This is a genomic window from Rhodoferax sp. (genome assembly GCF_023701345.1).
Taxonomy (GTDB): Bacteria; Pseudomonadota; Gammaproteobacteria; order Burkholderiales; family Burkholderiaceae_C; genus Rhodoferax.
On record NZ_JAMPXE010000087.1, the window covers coordinates 1 to 14,734 of the forward strand.

At 59.1% G+C, this 14,734-nt stretch carries 14 protein-coding genes, 1 tRNA gene and 1 pseudogene; 1 reads left to right on the plus strand and 15 read right to left on the minus strand.

The features are described from left to right. Positions 1-71 precede the first annotated feature (71 nt). A tRNA-Arg gene (locus tag NDI87_RS12070) sits at positions 72-146 on the plus strand. 17 nt (positions 147-163) lie between these two features. Here NDI87_RS12070 and accD read toward each other — a convergent pair. The 15 genes and pseudogenes from accD to NDI87_RS12145 all read right to left on the minus strand — a co-directional run. After that, positions 164-1,036 carry an acetyl-CoA carboxylase, carboxyltransferase subunit beta gene (accD, locus tag NDI87_RS12075; protein ID WP_296275503.1) on the minus strand — a complete coding sequence of 291 codons (873 nt, stop codon included), beginning with the start codon at positions 1,034-1,036 and terminating at the stop codon, positions 164-166. 35 nt (positions 1,037-1,071) lie between these two features. Further along, positions 1,072-1,902: a tryptophan synthase subunit alpha gene (gene trpA, locus NDI87_RS12080; RefSeq protein WP_296275504.1), complete on the minus strand. Its 831-nt coding sequence runs from the start codon at positions 1,900-1,902 to the stop codon at positions 1,072-1,074. After that, a complete protein-coding gene (gene trpB / locus NDI87_RS12085; protein WP_296275505.1) occupies positions 1,899-3,194 on the minus strand; it encodes a tryptophan synthase subunit beta in 1,296 nt (431 codons plus the stop codon). The genes trpA and trpB overlap by 4 nt, the downstream gene beginning before the upstream one ends. A 3-nt stretch (positions 3,195-3,197) precedes the next feature. Beyond that, entirely contained in the window at positions 3,198-3,920 is a 723-nt protein-coding gene (locus NDI87_RS12090; RefSeq protein WP_296275506.1) for a phosphoribosylanthranilate isomerase, read from the minus strand. Further along, positions 3,917-4,723 carry a tRNA pseudouridine(38-40) synthase TruA gene (truA, locus tag NDI87_RS12095; RefSeq protein ID WP_296275507.1) on the minus strand — a complete coding sequence of 269 codons (807 nt, stop codon included), beginning with the start codon at positions 4,721-4,723 and terminating at the stop codon, positions 3,917-3,919. The genes NDI87_RS12090 and truA overlap by 4 nt, the downstream gene beginning before the upstream one ends. Positions 4,724-4,735: 12 nt before the next feature. Then, complete coding sequence (locus tag NDI87_RS12100; RefSeq protein ID WP_296275509.1) at positions 4,736-6,952, minus strand: FimV/HubP family polar landmark protein; 2,217 nt, start codon at positions 6,950-6,952, stop codon at positions 4,736-4,738. Between the two features lie 286 nt (positions 6,953-7,238). Beyond that, on the minus strand, positions 7,239-8,402 hold the full coding sequence (gene asd, locus NDI87_RS12105) for an aspartate-semialdehyde dehydrogenase (RefSeq protein WP_296275511.1): 1,164 nt from the start codon (positions 8,400-8,402) through the stop codon (positions 7,239-7,241). 77 nt (positions 8,403-8,479) lie between these two features. After that, on the minus strand, positions 8,480-9,565 hold the full coding sequence (gene leuB / locus NDI87_RS12110) for a 3-isopropylmalate dehydrogenase (RefSeq protein WP_296275512.1): 1,086 nt from the start codon (positions 9,563-9,565) through the stop codon (positions 8,480-8,482). Between the two features lie 30 nt (positions 9,566-9,595). Continuing rightward, positions 9,596-10,246, minus strand: a complete 651-nt coding sequence (gene leuD, locus NDI87_RS12115) for a 3-isopropylmalate dehydratase small subunit (RefSeq protein ID WP_296275513.1) — start codon at positions 10,244-10,246, stop codon at positions 9,596-9,598. An 8-nt stretch (positions 10,247-10,254) separates the two neighbouring features. Continuing rightward, positions 10,255-10,386, minus strand: a complete 132-nt coding sequence (locus NDI87_RS12120; RefSeq protein WP_296275514.1) for an entericidin A/B family lipoprotein — start codon at positions 10,384-10,386, stop codon at positions 10,255-10,257. 21 nt (positions 10,387-10,407) lie between these two features. Beyond that, positions 10,408-11,856 (minus strand): 3-isopropylmalate dehydratase large subunit, encoded by a 1,449-nt coding sequence (leuC, locus tag NDI87_RS12125; protein WP_296275515.1) that lies wholly within the window; start codon positions 11,854-11,856, stop codon positions 10,408-10,410. Between the two features lie 113 nt (positions 11,857-11,969). Then, on the minus strand, positions 11,970-13,280 hold the full coding sequence (locus tag NDI87_RS12130; protein WP_296275516.1) for a citrate synthase: 1,311 nt from the start codon (positions 13,278-13,280) through the stop codon (positions 11,970-11,972). Next, complete coding sequence (locus tag NDI87_RS12135; protein ID WP_296275517.1) at positions 13,277-13,588, minus strand: succinate dehydrogenase assembly factor 2; 312 nt, start codon at positions 13,586-13,588, stop codon at positions 13,277-13,279. Before NDI87_RS12135 ends, NDI87_RS12130 begins: the two co-directional genes overlap by 4 nt. Positions 13,589-13,598: 10 nt before the next feature. Next, positions 13,599-14,303, minus strand: a complete 705-nt coding sequence (locus NDI87_RS12140) for a succinate dehydrogenase iron-sulfur subunit (RefSeq protein ID WP_296275519.1) — start codon at positions 14,301-14,303, stop codon at positions 13,599-13,601. A 54-nt stretch (positions 14,304-14,357) separates the two neighbouring features. Beyond that, positions 14,358-14,734, minus strand: a pseudogene (locus tag NDI87_RS12145) (succinate dehydrogenase/fumarate reductase flavoprotein subunit); the annotation flags it as partial.

Here is a 14,734-nt window from a genome sequence, read left to right on the forward strand (position 1 = left end):
CTCAAAGTAATGCACTCGCTTGTTGGCATGTAACGCCGTTTTCCATTTCACGACGCCTAAAATCAGGCGTTCCCGCCGTAGCACAATGGACAGTGCGCATGCCTCCTAAGCGTGAAATACAGGTTCGATTCCTGTCGGCGGGACCACATCAAGAGGCAGCGCCTTACGCCACCGCGTCCGCGCTTTGCCGCGTCAGCATGGCCAGCGTATTGGCGATGGTCTTGCGCAATTCCCGGCGGTCACAAATCAGGTCCACCGCGCCCTTGGTCTGCAGGAATTCAGCGCGCTGAAAACCCTCTGGCAGCGTGACGCGCACGGTGGATTCAATCACGCGCGGGCCGGCAAAGCCGATCAGCGCCTTGGGTTCGGCAATCACCACATCACCCAAAAAGGCAAAACCGGCGCTGACCCCGCCCATGGTCGGATCGGTCAGCACGCTGATAAAGGGCAGGCCTTTTTTGGCCAGGTGCGTGAGTGATGCATTGGTTTTGGCCATTTGCATCAGGCTCAGCAAGCCTTCCTGCATGCGCGCACCCCCGGTGGCGGTAAAGCAGACAAACGGCACTTTTTGCTCGATGGCCGTGTGCACGCCGCGCACAAAACGCTCACCCACCACCGAACCCATGCTGCCGCCCATGAATTCAAATTCAAAACAGGCCGCAACCAGACCGATACCCAGCACCGACCCCCCGATGACCACCAGGGCGTCGGTTTCGCCGGTGTTTTCCAGCGCTTCTTTCAGGCGCTCGGGGTATTTGCGGCTGTCCTTGAACTTGAGCGCATCCACCGGCAACACTTCCTGGCCGATTTCATAGCGGCCTTCGTTGTCCAGAAAGAAATTCAAACGCGCCCGCGCGCCGATGCGGTGGTGGTGGCTGCAGCTCGGGCAGACATTCTGGTTTTGCTCGAGGTCCGTCTTGTAAAGCACCGTGTCGCAACTGGGGCATTTGATCCACAGGCCGCCAGGCACGCTGCGGCGGTCTTCCGGGTTGGTATGCTGGATTTTGGGGGGAAGCAGTTTTTCGAGCCAACTCATGGGGAATCCTTGTCAGTCTTTTGGGAAATGGCGAATTATGAATCGAGCGCGGAGCGGATCTCGCGCAGGAAGGTTTCGGCCGTGGCGGCCACCTGATCGCGCGGCAGCCCGTCAATGAGTTGGATGATACGACTGCCGATCACCACCGCGTCGGCCACCCGGCCAATGGCGCGTGCGGTGGCGGCGTCGCGGATGCCAAAGCCCACGCCCACCGGCACGCTGACATGCTGGCGGATGCGCGGCAGCATGGCTTCGACCGCGGCGGTGTCGAGCGCGCCCGAGCCGGTGACGCCTTTCAGCGACACGTAGTACACGTAACCACTGGCGATGCGGGCCACCTGCTGCATGCGCTCGTCAGTTGACGTGGGGGCCAGCAAAAAGATCAGGTCCATCTGGTTTGCCTTGAGCTCGGCGGCAAAGTCTTCGCATTCTTCCGGCGGGTAGTCAACGATGAGCACACCATCGACCCCGGCGGCGGCGGCGTCCTGCACAAAGGCACTGGTGCCTGCCTGGGCATCGGCGCGCCGGTGTTTCTGGCTGTAGCGCTCGACCGGGTTGGCGTAGCCCATCAGCACCACCGGGGTGCTGTCGTTTGTCTTGCGGAATTCGCGCACCATGGCCAGCACCTGCACCAGGCCGACACCGGCGGCCAGCGCCTTGTCGCCGGCTTTCTGGATCACCGGGCCGTCGGCGCTGGGGTCAGAAAACGGCACGCCCAACTCGATCACGTCGGCACCGCCAGCGACCATGGCGTGCATCAGCTCGGGCGTGATGTCGGCAAACGGAAAACCCGCGGTGACGAACGGAATCAGCGCCTTGCGGCGCTGGGCTTGCAATTGGCTAAACGTGGCGGCGATGCGGCTCATTTGACAACCTTCACAATGGCTTCGTCAGCGGCCAGGCCGCCCTTGACCGACTGGCCCTGGCAACTGGGGCGACAGAAAAAATCGGCGTGACTGAGGTCGGCCACCGTGCCGATGTCCTTGTCACCGCGCCCCGACAGGTTCACCAGGATCGACTGGTCGGCACGCATGGTCTTACTCAGTTTCATGGCGTGGGCCAGGGCGTGGCTGGATTCCAGCGCCGGGATGATGCCCTCGGTGCGGCACAGGTAGTGGAAGGCGTCCAGCGCCTCGGCGTCAGTGATGCCGACATACTGGGCGCGGCCAATGTCGTGCAGGTAGGCGTGCTCCGGGCCGACGCCGGGGTAGTCGAGACCGGCACTGATGCTGTGGGTTTCGGTGACCTGGCCGTTGTCGTCTTGCAGCACATAGGTGCGGTTGCCGTGCAGCACGCCGGGGCTGCCGCGCTGTATCGAGGCCGAGTGCTTGCCACTGTCCATGCCTTCGCCTGCCGCCTCCACACCGATCAGTTGCGTGGCTTCATGCGAGATATAGGGATGGAAAATACCCATGGCATTGCTGCCGCCGCCGACACAGGCCACCACGGCGTCGGGCTGCTCAGTGGTGCAACCGGCGTTTTTCAGCATCTCGGGCATCTGCACCAGGCATTCCTTGCCGATCACGCTCTGGAAGTCGCGCACCATCATCGGGTAGGGGTGCGGGCCGGCCACGGTGCCAATGATGTAGAAAGTGTTGTCGACGTTGGCGACCCAGTCGCGCATGGCCTCATTGAGCGCATCCTTGAGGGTGCAACTGCCGCTGGTGACCGGCACCACGGTGGCGCCGAGCAACTTCATGCGGTAGACATTGGGGCTTTGGCGCTTGACGTCTTCACTGCCCATGTAGACCACGCACTCCATGCCGTAGCGCGCGCAGATGGTGGCGGTGGCGACGCCGTGCTGGCCGGCGCCGGTTTCGGCAATGATGCGCGGCTTGCCCATGCGTTTGGCCAGCATGGCCTGACCAATGGTGTTGTTGATCTTGTGCGCGCCGGTGTGGTTGAGGTCTTCACGCTTGAGGAAAATCTGCGCGCCGCCCATTTCACGGCTGGTGCGGGCGGCGTGGTAAACCGGACTGGGACGACCGACATAATGCGCCAGTTCGTACTCGAATTCGGCCACAAACGCGGGGTCAAACTGGTACTTGGCGTAGGCGGCCTTGAGTTCGCTGATGGCATGGGTCAGCGTCTCGGAGGCAAAACTGCCGCCATAGATGCCAAAGTGACCACGCGGGTCGGGTTGCTGGTAGTTGAACATGTGTTATCGCTTGGCTGAGTTGAGTTGAAGGTCTGCCTGACGGACGGCCGCGACAAACTCACGGATTCTGGTGGGGTCCTTGATGCCTTTTTGGCCTGGCACCTCGACCCCCGAACTGATGTCCACACTGAGTGTTTTACAACGCGGACGCACCACTCTGATGCCGTCGATCACGTTGGCAGCGTTCAGCCCACCACTCAAGACGAGGTGAGCGTTGACGTTTGGAGGAAGCAGTGACCAATTGAATGCTTGCCCGCCGCCGCCATACCCGTCCACTTGCGCGTCGAGCAGGAGGCCTTGGGCCTGTGAATAATCTTGCGCGAATTTTAAGAGATCAAAGCCGCGGCCCGCATCACCCAGGGGAATACGCGCCGCGCGCAGATACGGGCGCTGACCATGCCCGCTGGCAGCCCGGCAGGCCTGCGGCGATTCATCGCCATGAAATTGAATGATGGAGCCTGCCACATCATTGCAAGCAGCTATTACTTTTGAAGTCTCTTCATTGACAAACAGCAGCACCGGCGTGACAAAGGGCGGCAGTCGGCTGGCCAGTGCTGCCGCGCGCCGGGCCGTGACAAAGCGCGGACTTTTTTCATAAAGAACAAAGCCGATGGCATCGACGCCAGCAGCCACCGCCGCATCCACATCGGCCTCACGCGTGAGGCCGCAGATTTTGATGCGGGTGCGGTGCAAGCCTGGCAAGGCCAGTTCGTTGAGCTGGTTCATGGCAATCCATCGAGCAAGGGGGAGTCTTCCGGCAAGCCCCATTGTGGGTCATAACGCGGCCCCAAAAAATACAGGCCGTCGGGTGAGAACGTGGGCGCGGCAGCATCACGGTCGCGCGCCTGCATCACCTGCTGCATCCATGCCACGGGCTGGCGTTGCTCGCCGATGTAAAGCAGACAACCCATGATGTTGCGAATCATGTGGTGCAAAAATGCATTGGCCTCAAACTCGAAACGCCAGTAGGCGCCGCGCCGGGAAATACCGATGCGCAGCATGTTCTTGACGGGCGACAAGGCCTGGCAGGCACTGGCGCGAAACGAGGTGAAATCATGCTCACCGATGAGTTGCTGTGCCGCCTGCTGCATGGGCTCAAGCTGCAAGGGGCGATAAACCCAGCCCACCCGGCCCTGATCCAGACTGGGACGCACCGGCGACTGCATCACCACATAAACATAACGCCGCGACAGCGCGCTGGCCCGGCAATGGAACGCCTTGGGTACCACCTTGGCCCATTGCACCGCGATGTCACGCGGCAGCAGGGCATTGGGCCCGCGCACCCACGAAGCTTCCGGGCGATACAGCGGCGTGTCAAAGTGCACCACCTGCGTCAGGCCATGGACACCGGCGTCGGTGCGCCCGGCACACAGGGTGGAGACCCGGTGGTTGGCAAAACGTGACAAGGCTTTTTCGAGTTGATCCTGCACGGTTTGCCGGGACGGCTGGCTCTGCCAACCCTGGTAATGTCCGCCGTGGTAACTGATGCCTAGTGCAACACGGACAAGTGCTGGCAGCTCACAGCCCATCCGTGCAGACCATCAAATTTGGCTCAGCGCCTGCTGCGCTCTGGCCTGGAGCGGGCCGTCATCAGCCTCGTTGATGACCTGCTGAATCAATTCACGCGCACTTTCATCGTCGCCATTCGCCTTGAATTCATTGGCCAGTGCCAGTTTGGATTCCAGCGCATCAGCATTTGCCATGGATGGCTGCTTGGTCGGCACGCCATCACTGTCATCCAGGTCTAGCGACAAATTGTCAAAGTCAAATTCCATCATGTCCAGGTGCGGGCTGGCAGCCGTCGGGACGGTGGCTGCGCCCATTGGCCCGGAACTGGCCGGGGCCGTCTCCAGTTCTGGCAGGGAATTCTCTGCGATGACAGGCAGCGCTGACCCGGCAGATTCAGCAACATCAGCCGGCTTCGCTTCATCCAGCGAAAAATCAAGATCAAAATCCAGCTCCAGCGCACGGTCAGCCGCGGTGTCAACAGTCTCGGTGGTCTCAACTTCCGCTGCGCCCGCCGACGGGACAACGGGCAGGGGTGGCAGTGGCGCTGCGGCCGTCACGGCTACCGGCCGGCCCCCCGCCAGGTACATGGTGTTGCCTGGTTCCAGCGCCAGTCCGGTCGCACAAATCTGAGCCCATTGGGGACCGTTGTTTTTCAGCAGGGGATAAACCAGGGCCGCCATGGCTGCATAAGATGCAGCATCCTCGCGTTTGGCATAGATGGCCAGCAGTTTTTGATGAATCGCCACGCGCTCAGGCCGTATCCGCAGGGCTTCCTTCAAGATTTCCTCAGCCTGTACGTCACGTCCGTAAGCCAGGTAAACATCGGCCTCAGACAACGGGTCGGTATCTTCTACCGCACCCAACTGGCTGCTTGAATACACCATCGCAGAACTTGTCGCCGATGACTCTTGCGTGTCCACTTTCTGACCACCGCTGTTGCCAAAAAATGACTCGGCCTGAAAAGCACTTTCAATAAAGGAGTCATCGTCAGCTGCTGCTTGTTTCTGGCGCTGACGGACTTTGTAAAAACCCAAACCGGCCAGTAACAGCAGCAGGGAAGCGGCACTTGCCGGCAACAAGGGATTGCTGATCAGTTCATCCAAAAAATCGGAGGCTGGCGCAGGCACGATGGCCGGGGGAATCGTGGCGAGGGTCGGAGAAACCGGCTTTTCAGCGCCAGGTGCCAAGGCAGGTGCAACAGCCAGCGGAGCGACAGAGCCATTGGCTGTGCCTGAAGCTGCACCAGCCGCGGCCATGGCGGCAGCTGTTTGAGCCAGTTGATTGAGTTCGCTGGTGTTTTGACTGATCTGTGCGGCCCGTTTGGCACTGTCTTCGGCATTGCGGGCCAAAGCCAATTGTTCCAGGTCAGCTGTGCTTTGAACCGACCCTTTGGACAAGGTCAGCTTGTCGGGTATTTGTGCTGCCGGTTTTTTGTCTTCCACCGTGGCCTTGATGGTGCCGCTGACGTTGCGCTCGGCAGGCGCCAGATCGGTCACATTCGCGTTGCTGGCAAGCGCAAGACGGTAACGATTGAAATCCTGGCTCTGCGCCGTGATGATTTGGCTGGCTTGCGTCACAGAAACCACAGTGGCCTGCTTTTCAGTGGGCAGCGCCAGGATAGCACCTGCTTTGATGCGGTTGACATTGCCCTCAATAAAGGCATTGGGGTTGCCGCGCTGCATGGCCACCAGCATTTGATCCAGGGACACATTGGACAACATGTGGGTCCGGGCAATTTTGCTGGCGGTATCGCCCGCTCGCACGGTCACCTTTCGACTCGCGCTGCCGGCCACCGCCGGCGCGGATTTAGGCTCAGCGGCCACTGCGGATTGGCGCCTTTCAGGCGGGCTTGCCTGTGCTGCAGTACGCGGCGGCGGGGCCAGTCGAGGCACGGTCACGGACGATGGCGCGGCCAGGGGCGCAGGCAAGGTTGCTGTCAGTGGCTGCGCCATCGGCGTCGGGCGCATATGGGGTGGATCAAACAGCATGGTGTAGTTGCGAACCACACGGCCGCTCTGCCAACCTGCATCCAGGATCAGGTCAACAAATGGCTCCTGAACCAATCGATCGCTGCTCAGACGCAAGTAGCTACGGCCATCAGATCGTTTTTGCAGCACCATCCTGAGGCCGGTCAGTACCGGACTGTAATCCAGCCCTGCGGACTTGAAATTTGCCGGTGCAGCCACTTGAACATTCAGCGAGGCAGCCTCTTCGGCGTTGATATCCGGAATGTCAATTTCAGCCTTCAACGGCTCACCCAAAGCAGATTGAACGGTGATTCGTCCAAGCGACAGGGCCTGTGCATTGGTTCCGCCCAAAGCCAAAAGCGTAGCAAACGTCACAGCCTTGAGTTTCCATCGATAGGACTTAACAATCAATTTTTACTCCAGTTTTCAACCCGCAAAAGACAGGAAAACGCCCAGGCCTCAATGCCCTTGAATGACAAACGCCGATATGCGCTCAGCGGTATGGACACAGGCTGCTGTCAACTGATGATTCTATAGGGTGAAATGAGCACCCTGGGGCCGACACCGTTCAGGCTTGCAGCAAGATGCGCAACATCCGGCGCAAGGGCTCGGCGGCACCCCACAGCAGCTGGTCGCCAACGGTGAAGGCACCCACATACTCGGGCCCCATGGCCAGCTTGCGGATCCGGCCGACCGGAATGGTCAGGGTGCCGGTGACCGCTACCGGAGTCAGGTCCCTGATCGTTGCTTCACGGGTGTTGGGAACCACCTTGACCCATTCGTTGTCGGCAGCGAGCATGGCTTCGATATCTGCCGAAGGCACGTTCTTTTTAAGTTTGAAGGTGAGCGCCTGGCTGTGGCAGCGCATGGCACCGACACGCACGCAGAAACCATCCACTGGCGTCTCGGCGCTGCCAAAGGCCGCGCCCTGGCCCAAAATCTTGTTGGTCTCGGCCATGCCCTTCCACTCTTCGCGCGACATGCCCCAGCCGGGCTCGTCGGACTGCTTGCCCAGACCGAGATCTTTGTCGATCCAGGGAATCAGGGAGCCACCCAACGGCACGCCAAAATTAGCCGTCTCGCTGGCGCTCAGGGCGCGTTGCTTGGCAATCACCTTGCGGTCGATTTCGAGAATGGCGGACTTGGGATCGTCGAGCAAGGCCTTGACTTCGGCATTGAGGGTGCCGAACTGCGTCAGCAACTCGCGCATGTGCTGGGCTCCCCCACCGCTGGCGGCCTGGTAGGTTTGCGTGCTCATCCACTCGACCAGACCGGCTTTGTACAGGGCGCCAACACCCATCAGCATGCAGCTTACCGTGCAGTTGCCGCCAATCCAGTTGTTGCCGCCCTTTTTCAGGGCGGTCTGGATGACCGGCAGATTGACCGGATCCAGAATGATGATGGCGTCGTCCTTCATGCGCAACGTGGACGCCGCGTCGATCCAGTGACCGCTCCAGCCTGCCGCGCGCAGCTTGGGGAAAACCTCGGTGGTGTAGTCGCCGCCCTGGGCGCTGATGATGATGTCGCATTTTTTCAGCGCATCAATGTCAAACGCATTTTTCAGTTGCGTCTCGTTCTTCGCCCACGACGGCGCCGCACCACCCGCGTTGGAAGTGGAAAAGAACACCGGCTCGATCAAGGCGAAATCGCCCTCGGACTGCATGCGGTCCATCAACACCGAGCCCACCATGCCACGCCAGCCTACCAAACCCACCAAGTTACCGACTTTCATCACGAATCCTTTTCAGATCAATTAAATTCTTTGCACATATTCAAAAAAAGCAGGAGAACACCCGTCCTGCCATTGGCTTACTTCAAGGCCTTGACCACCGCGTCACCCATCTCACGGGTGCTGACGCGCGTGCTGCCGGCACTGAAAATGTCCGCGGTGCGCAAACCCTGCGCCAGCACGGTTTTGACAGCCGCTTCGATGCGGCCGGCCGCGTCAAGCTGGTTCAGACTGAAGCGCAACATCATGGCAGCGCTCAGGATGGTGGCCAGGGGGTTGGCAATGCCCTTGCCGGCAATGTCGGGCGCGCTGCCATGGCTCGGCTCGAACAGGCCCTGGTTATTGGCATTCATGGAGGCCGAGGGCAACATGCCAATCGAACCCGTCAGCATGGAAGCTTCATCGCTCAGAATGTCGCCAAACATGTTGCCGGTGACCACCACGTCGAATTTCTTGGGTGCGCGCACCAGTTGCATGGCGGCATTGTCGACATACATGTGGTCCAGCGCAATATCGGGGTACTGCAGGCCGACCTCGGTGACGATGTCTTTCCAGAACTGGAAGGTTTCCAGCACGTTGGCCTTGTCAACACTGGTGACACGGCCCTCGGAACCGGCTGCCTTGCGTGTGCGCGCCGCCTGGAATGCCACATGGGCAATGCGCTCGATCTCGGGGCGACTGTAGCGCATGGTGTCAAAGGCTTCCTCGGCACCGGGGAAATGCCCGTCTGTGGCAATGCGACGGCCACGCGGCTGGCCAAAGTAGATGTCGCCGGTCAATTCGCGGATGATCAAAATGTCCAGACCGGCAATCAGTTCCGGCTTGAGGCTGGAGGCATTCACCAGTTCTTCATAACAAATCGCCGGGCGGAAATTGGCAAACAGGCCGAGGTGCTTGCGCAGGCCCAGAATGGCCTGCTCCGGGCGCAACGGGCGATCCAGCGTGTCGTATTTCCAGTCACCCACCGCGCCGAACAGGATGGCATCGGCCTCTTTGGCCAGCTTCAGGGTGGACTCGGGCAAGGGATGGCCATGGGCTTCATAGGCGGCGCCGCCGACCAGGGCGGTTTCCATTTCAAGGTTCAAATCCAGCGCGCCAAGAACCTTGACCGCCTCGGCCACAATTTCGGTACCAATCCCGTCGCCGGGTAAAACTGCAATTTTCATGATTGTTTTTTATGATTCAGAATAAACTTTTCAGGCCAACATGGTGTGCGCCAACCAGGGCTTTTGTGCCAGACGCTCTGCCTCAAACGCCTTGATTTTGTCGGCATGGCGCAGCGTCAGGCCGATGTCATCGAGACCATTGAGCAAACAGTATTTGCGAAAGGCCTGCACCTCGAACGGCAGTTCCTCGCCATTGTGTTTGATGACGCGCTGACGCTCCAGGTCAATGGTCAGCGTGTAGCCCGGAAACGCCGCCACGTCGTCAAACAAATGCCCGACCTGCACTTCGGTCAAGACAATCGGCAGCAAGCCATTTTTGAAGCTGTTATTGAAAAAGATATCGGCGTAACTGGGGGCGATGATGGCACGAAAACCGAACTGATCGAGCGCCCAGGGTGCGTGCTCCCGCGAGGAACCACAACCAAAGTTCTTGCGCGCCAGCAAGATCGAAGCGCCCTGAAAACGCGGCTGATTCAGGACAAAGTCCGGGTTGGGTTTGCGGCTGGCAGGGTCTTGTCCGGGGTAGCCCGCATCCAAATAGCGCCACTCGTCAAACAGGTTTTGACCAAAGCCTGTTTTGCGGATCGATTTGAGGAACTGCTTGGGAATGATGGCATCGGTATCCACGTTTTCCCGATCCATCGGGGCCACCAGCCCCTTGTGAAGGGTAAATTTTTGCATGGTTTGTCCTATTTCTTTTTGACTGCATCTTCGATGGTTTCACCTGCTTTTTGCAGGTCCTGACCGACGCCTTTGACGGTGTTGCAGCCTGCCAGAAGCAGCAGCGCGACAGCAATGAACAAAGTGCTCAATGATTTCATGGTGTGTCCTTGAGGCTTGGGTTAGACGAATTTGCGCACATCGACAAAATGGCCATGGATGGCCGCCGCCGCCGCCATGGCGGGGCTGACCAGATGGGTGCGACCACCGGCGCCCTGGCGGCCTTCAAAGTTGCGGTTGCTGGTGGAGGCGCAGCGCTCACCCGGCTCCAGACGGTCGGCATTCATGGCCAGACACATGGAGCAACCGGGCTCGCGCCACTCAAAACCAGCGGCGAGAAAAATCTCATGCAGGCCCTCACGCTCGGCCTGCGCCTTGACCAGACCGGAACCCGGCACCACCATCGCCAGCCGGATGTTGGGCGCCACTTTGCGGCCCAGTGTTTTCACGATGGCGGCCGCCTCACGCATGTCTTCGATGCGGCTGTTGGTGCAGGAGCCAATAAACACCTTGTCCACGTACAGGTCGTTGAGGGCTTTACCCGGCTCCAGTCCCATGTAGACCAAGGCGCGCTCGATGGCGCCGCGCTTGCTGGCATCTTTTTCGCGTTCCGGGTCAGGCACCCGGTCATCAATGCCCAGCACCATCTCGGGCGAAGTGCCCCAGGTCACTTGGGGCACCAGTTGCGAGGCGTCGATGTCGACCACCGCATCAAAGTGCGCATCGGCATCCGAATGCAGGGTTTTCCAATAAGCCACCGCCTGCTCCCATTCCACGGCAGCGGCCGGCTCATTGGGCGCGTTGTAACCCGGGGCAAGGGGGCGCCCTTTCACGTACTGAATGGTTTTTTCATCCACCGCCACCAGACCGGCGCGCGCACCGGCTTCGATCGCCATGTTGCAGACGGTCATGCGCGCTTCCATGCTGAGCGCACGGATGGCGGCGCCGCCAAATTCAATGGTGTAGCCGGTACCGCCAGCCGTGCCGATTTTTCCGATCACCGCCAGCACAATGTCCTTGCCAGTACAGCCACGCGGCAAAACACCCTCGACCCGCACCAGCATGTTCTTGGCCTTTTTGGCGAGCAGCGTTTGCGTGGCCATGACGTGTTCGACCTCGCTGGTGCCAATGCCGTGCGCCAAAGCACCGAAAGCTCCGTGGGTGGAGGTGTGCGAGTCGCCGCAGACCACCGTCATGCCGGGCAGCGTGGCGCCGTTTTCCGGGCCAATCACATGGACGATGCCCTGGCGTCGCGACATGAACGGGAAATAGGCAGCCGCACCATATTCCTTGATGTTCGCGTCGAGCGTCAATACCTGCTCTTTGCTGGTGGGGTCGGTGATGCCGTCATAGCCCAGCTCCCAACCGGTGGTGGGCGTGTTGTGGTCTGCCGTGGCCACGATCGAGCTGATGCGCCAGACCGGCCGCTTGGACTGCCGCAGGCCTTCGAACGCCTGCGGGCTGGTGACTTCGTGCACCAGATGGCGATCGATGTAGAGCAGCGCCGTACCGTCTTCTTCGGTGTGGACGACGTGTTCGTCCCAGAGTTTGTCGTAAAGGGTCCGTGCCATGCTGTTTTCCTTGATAAGGGATAGATTTTAAACGGCAGAGAAAGAACCCGGGCGCACAACACAAACGCCCGCCGGTGTTGCCAACCGGCGGGCGTTTTTAAGTGAAAAACTTCTTACCGTTCAGAAATTGGTTTGACGCTGCGTGTCACCGAGCCTGTGAACAACTGGCGCGGACGGCCAATTTTGTACTCGGGGTCGCTGATCATCTCGTTGAGCTGGGCGATCCAGCCGACGGTACGTGCCAGTGAAAAGACACCGGTGAACAGGTTGACCGGGATGCCGATGGCGCGCTGGACGATGCCAGAATAAAAATCAACGTTCGGGTAGAGCTTGCGCGACACGAAGTAATCGTCTTCGAGGGCAATTTTTTCAACTTCCTTGGCCAGTTTGAACAAGGGGTCATTTTCCAACCCGAGTTCTTGCAGCACCTCGTTGCAGGTTTCCTGCATCAGGGTGGCGCGCGGATCGTAGTTTTTGTAAACCCGGTGACCGAAGCCCATGAGCTTGACGCCGGAGTTTTTGTCCTTGACCTGCTCCATGAATTCACCCACCTTGGCGACACCACCCTGGCGCTGAATGTCTTCCAGCATGTTCAGGCAGGCTTCATTGGCTCCGCCGTGGGCCGGGCCCCAGAGGCAGGCCACACCCGCCGCAATCGCCGCAAACGGGTTGGTGCCGGACGAGCCGCACAGGCGCACGGTAGAGGTGGAAGCATTCTGCTCATGGTCAGCATGCAAAATGAAGATGCGGTCCAGGGCGCGCTCCAGCACCGGGTTGACAACGTACTCTTCGCACGGTGTACCGAACATCATGCGCAGAAAGTTGCCAGCATAGCTGAGGTCATTCTGCGGGTACATGTAAGGTTGACCAATACCGTACTTGTAGGCCATGGCCACCAGCGTGGGCATTTTGGCGATCAGGCGAATGGCGGAAATTTCCCGATGCGCGGGGTTGTTGATGTCGGTGCTGTCATGGTAGAACGCCGACAGGGCACCCACCAGGCCGGTCAGCACAGCCATCGGGTGTGCATCGCGGCGGAAACCGCGCAGGAAAAATTGCATCTGCTCGTTGACCATGGTGTGGTTGATGACGAGCTTGTGAAAGTCCTGGCGCTCTTGCAGGTTGGGCAACTCGCCCTTGAGCAACAAATGGCAGGTATCGAGGTAATCACACTGCGTTGCCAATTGCTCGATGGGGTAACCACGGTACAGGAGTTCGCCCTTGTCGCCATCAATGTAGGTGATGGCAGACTGACACGACGCCGTGGACAAAAAGCCCGGGTCGTAGGTGAACATGCCGCTTTGGCCATAGAGCTTGCGAATGTCGATCACGTCCGGACCGACCGTCCCCTGGTAAACCGGCAAATCAACGCTTGGGGTGCCGTTACTGAACGACAGGGTGGCTTTATTTTCAGCTAGCTTCATAGTGACCTTTCAGGTGGTTTTTTCAACATACTTAAAACTTCGCAAACTTCGTCCTGAACCAGATTTGCATCCAGTTGGGCCAAAGTTTTGCGCCCAAGGTGCAAATCCAGCAGATCTGAATCGCTTAAATCCATTAGAACGTTCAGACCTTGCGCCTGCTTGACGGTAAGCGTGGATTCGAATCGCTTGAAGAAACGTTCGATGAAAATATCGTTTTCGAGCAGACCCCGGCAGCAGCGCCACTTGAGTTTGCTCAATACTCTTTCGTCGATCAAGGCGTCGCCTGTCTCCATGCCAGTGGTGTTCATCAGGTCCGCATCAGATGGCGCGACGCACCATCAGTTCCTTGATCTTGCCAATCGCCTTGGTCGGGTTCAGTCCTTTCGGGCAGACATCCACGCAATTCATGATGGTGGTGCAGCGGAACAAACGGTAGGGGTCTTCCAGGTTGTCCAGACGCTCACTGGTGGCTTCATCACGGCTGTCGGCAATAAAGCGGTAGGCTTGCAGCAAACCCGCCGGGCCGACGAATTTGTCTGGATTCCACCAGAACACAGGGCAACTGGTGGAGCAACTGGCGCACAAAATACACTCATACAGGCCGTTGAGTTCTTCACGCTCTTCCGGGCTTTGCAGGCGCTCTTTTTCTGGCGGCCGGGTGTCGTTGACAAGATAAGGTTTGATCGAGTGGTACTGCTTGAAAAACAGCGTCATGTCGACGATCAGATCGCGCACCACAGGCAGGCCAGGCAACGGTTTGAGCACGATGGTATCGGGCAGCGTCAGCATGTTGACCAGGCAGGCCAGGCCATTTTTGCCATTGATGTTCATGGCGTCCGAGCCACAAATACCTTCACGGCACGAACGTCGGTACGACAGTGTTGGGTCAATTGCTTTTAGTTTGGTCAAGACGTCAAGCAACATGCGTTCGCTGCCATCAAGCTCGACCTCGATGGTCTGCATATAGGGCTTGGCATCGGTGTCAGGGTTGTAGCGGTAGATTTGGACGGTACGTTTAGCCATGATTTGCTTTCTTGTTCAGTTGGAGGCAGCGCTTGTGGTCTGTACTGCAAGTTGTCAGAAGGTGCGGATTTTTGGAGGTACGGAAGCAACTGTCAGCGGCTTGAGGTTGACCGGCTTGTAACTCAGGCTGTTGGTCGCTTTGTCCCACAAGGTGTGCTTGAGCCAATTGACATCGTCCCGTCCCAGCGGGGACGTTGGGTCATCGGCAGGCCGGTCGTAATCCGCCACACTGTGCGCGCCGCGGCATTCATGCCGTGCAGCTGCCGACACCATGGTTGACTGCGCTACTTCAATCATGTTCTCAACTTCGAGTGCCTCGATGCGCTCAGTATTGAAAATTTGTGACTTGTCGGTCAATTTGATATCGGTGACACGCTGACGCAATTGGGCAATCTTGGCAACGCCCTCGTCCATGCTGGCCTGGGTCCGGA